The sequence below is a fragment of the Paracidovorax sp. MALMAid1276 genome, assembly GCF_049198005.1.
Lineage (GTDB): Bacteria > Pseudomonadota > Gammaproteobacteria > Burkholderiales > Burkholderiaceae_C > Acidovorax.
On record NZ_JBMIRS010000090.1, the window covers coordinates 1 to 2817 of the forward strand.

The following is a 2817-nucleotide window of genomic DNA, read 5'->3' on the forward strand; positions in this document are numbered from 1 at the left end:
CGGGTCGTAGAAACAGAGGAACGCAGAGCAGGGCAGCGCGCCGCGCTGACCTGCACCGCAATGCATGCAGCGGTGCGCGCCGCTCCTGTTTCCATCCACCCTTCACGAGGAGAACGCCATGACCCATCCCACGACCACCCCCACCTCCAACAACGCCTTCAACCACACCTCTACCGAAGCCGCAGTGCGCAGTCGTGACCGGGCAGCACAGGCGCACAGCCCGCTGGGCGGCCCGCAAGACGATGCGGGTTCCGGCACCGTTGCCGTGGGCGGCGGCGCTGCCGTGGGGGCCGCTGCCGGCGCCGCAGTGGGGTCCACCGTGGGCGGGCCGGTGGGCGCGGTGGTCGGTGGCGCCGTCGGCGGCGTGGCCGGGGCTCTGGGCGGCGCAGCCGTCGGGCCGGCCAAGGTCGACGAGCCGGCCGACACCATTCCCGTGCCCGAAGAGCCTGAAGTGACGCGTGTGGGCGAATCCCGGCAGGAAGACCTGCGGCGGTAAGCCCTTTGCAGGCCGGCGCGCTGCAGCCCCGGCGAGGCTGCGCGGCCCCCCGGCCGCTGTAGTGCTACCGCAAAGGGTCGGGGAACACCAGCTGCAGGCCCGGCAGCGCGGGCCGCTGAAACGGCTTCCATGCCGCTCCGGATTTGTTCGTTTGCGGCTGGGCCAGCCGGTCGGCCACCGCCCACCAGGCGCTGGGGTTCAGCCCCATGCCGAAATGGCTGGCCACCACTTCGATGTTCTCAGTGTGGGGGTTGTGGCTGGACTGCGCCTGCAGGCTGCCGCGCCACGCCACCACGCCGTCAGACCGCGAGAAGATGCTGGTGGTGGGCACCGGTGGCGCCTCGGGCAGGTTGTAGTTTTCGGTTTCGCGCTCAATGTCGCGCCCGCTGGCGAACTGGTAGATGCGCCAGGCGTTCGTCGAGCGGTGGTGCCCGGCAAACGGGGTGCCCAGGGTGATCACGCAGCGCACCCGGTCGGGCATCTCCTTGGCCAGCTCGCGGGCGTAGATGCCGCCCAGGCTCCAGCCCACCAGGCTGACCGTGTTGCCGCTGGCATCGGCCACTGCCTGCAGCTGGCGCTTGGCAGCGTCCAGCACGCCGTCCCGCGGGCCCAGGTTCAGGCCCTGGCCCCAGCCGACGGTGTTGTAGTTGCGTGAATCCAGATAACGGCGCAGTGGAAGGGTGGTGGCATCCCCCGCCGTGAGGCCCGGGAACACGATCACCGAATGGCCGTCGCCCAGCGGCGCGCGCTGCAAAACGGGCCAGGCGGGCAGCACGGCGCCAAATTCCCAGGGGGCGCGAAGCTCCAGGGCCAGCAGGGGCCATCCAGGCGGAGGAAATGGAGAGGAAGACACGGGGTCTGTGTCTTTGGAGAGACGGGGCATGGGGTGGGGCGTTCCAGGCAGAAAGGGCGAGCGCGTCGCGCGCGCGGTGGTTCTGCGAAGGTAGCATCTTTAGCGACCCCATCCTCCCAATGCCTCTGGAGCCGGCTCTCCAATCCACATGCGCCTGAGAGCCGGTTCAATGTCTTTTTGAAGATCCAAAAAAGACATTGAACAGGCTCTGAGACGAAAGCCTCCCCGTGGCATGCACAACACGGCGTCGTCAAATCGGCAAAAACTGCTCGCAGGCAAAGCCAACGCGCGCCCTGACCCAGCCCTCACGAGAGGCCGCGCCAGACGTCAGTTTCAGCGGCCAGTGCCGCTGCACACAAGGCAACAAGCAACCGACGGATTTTGAAGCACAATTGTTAACAATTGTTGAAAACGTTGGTCTTGCACTTGGGAGGGAATGGGAATGAATCGCCTGAAGATTTCGACTCGGTTGGTGGCGGCGTTTGCGGTCATGTTGCTGCTGCTCATCGCATTGGGTGGGGTGGCGCTGGTGCGGTCCGCCACGCAGCACGCCGCGTTGTCCGATGTCGTGGAAGTGCGGATTCCCATCACACGGATCATGGGCGTGATCGCCGACGGCGTGAACGTGCAGGCCATCCAGTTCCGCAATCTGGCGCTGACCACCGAGGACAGCATCGTGAAGCCGTCGCACGAACGCATTGCGGCTGCGCGCGCCTCCATCGCCAAGGAACTGCCTGCTCTCGACGGATTCATCAAGTCCGAAAAAGGCCGAGAGATCCTCGGGCGCATGCAGCAGCAGCGGGCTGCATTCCTCGCCGCCGGAGATGAATACCTTGGGTTGATTCAAAAGGGGCAGCGCGACGATGCCCTGAAGTTGCTGACCGACAAGGTACGTCCTGTTCAGCTTGAGTATCAGAAGTTCATTCAGGAGCAAGTGGACTACCAGGCGGGAGTGACTGCGGCAGCGGGCGCTCGGGCCAATGCGGCAGCCGATGCACTGGAGCGTGATGTCGCGCTGGTGGGCATCGCTGCCATCGCATTGGCTGTTTTCCTGGCCATCACCATCATCCGTTCCATCACGCGTCCGCTTGCGCAAGCCGTGTTGGCTGCAGACCGGGTGGCGGCGGGAGACCTCGGCACGCGCATCGTCGTGCAGTCGCAAGATGAAACAGGGCAACTGCTCAGCGCCTTGCAGCGCATGCAGCAAAGCCTGGTCAATACCGTGAGCCTGGTGCGCAGCAACGCCGAAGGCGTGGCGGCGGCCAGCTCGCAGATTGCCTTGGGCAACAACGACCTGTCGGCCCGCACCGAGCAGCAGGCCAGCGCACTGGAAGAAACCGCCGCCTCCATGGAAGAGCTGGGCTCCACAGTGCGGCAGAACGCCGACAACGCGCGCACCGCCAACCAGCTGGCCGTGAACGCCAGCACCGTGGCCGTGCAGGGCGGCGACGTGGTGGCCGAAGTGGTG

General features: G+C 66.2%; 3 protein-coding genes. 2 read left to right on the forward strand and 1 reads right to left on the reverse strand.

Annotated elements, in window-relative coordinates:
- The first annotated feature begins 118 nt into the window (after positions 1 to 118).
- A complete protein-coding gene (locus ACOQFS_RS05705) occupies positions 119 to 496 on the forward strand; it encodes a hypothetical protein (RefSeq protein ID WP_421561932.1) in 378 nt (125 codons plus the stop codon).
- Positions 497 to 560: 64 nt separating this feature from the next.
- Here ACOQFS_RS05705 and ACOQFS_RS05710 read toward each other — a convergent pair whose 3' ends face one another.
- Positions 561 to 1379: an esterase/lipase family protein gene (locus tag ACOQFS_RS05710; protein WP_421561933.1), complete on the reverse strand. Its 819-nt coding sequence runs from the start codon at positions 1377 to 1379 to the stop codon at positions 561 to 563.
- 412 nt (positions 1380 to 1791) lie between these two features.
- On the opposite strand from ACOQFS_RS05710, the gene ACOQFS_RS05715 reads away from it, so the two are divergent.
- Positions 1792 to 2817, forward strand: a 1026-nt coding sequence (locus ACOQFS_RS05715; protein WP_421561934.1) for a methyl-accepting chemotaxis protein, incomplete at its 3' end; no start/stop codon positions are given.

Coding starts and splice junctions, on each gene's coding strand:
- ACOQFS_RS05705 (WP_421561932.1), top strand. CDS start 119: ATGACCCATCCCACGACCACCCCCACCTCCAACAACGCCTTCAACCAC.
- ACOQFS_RS05710 (WP_421561933.1), bottom strand. CDS start 1,379: ATGCCCCGTCTCTCCAAAGACACAGACCCCGTGTCTTCCTCTCCATTT.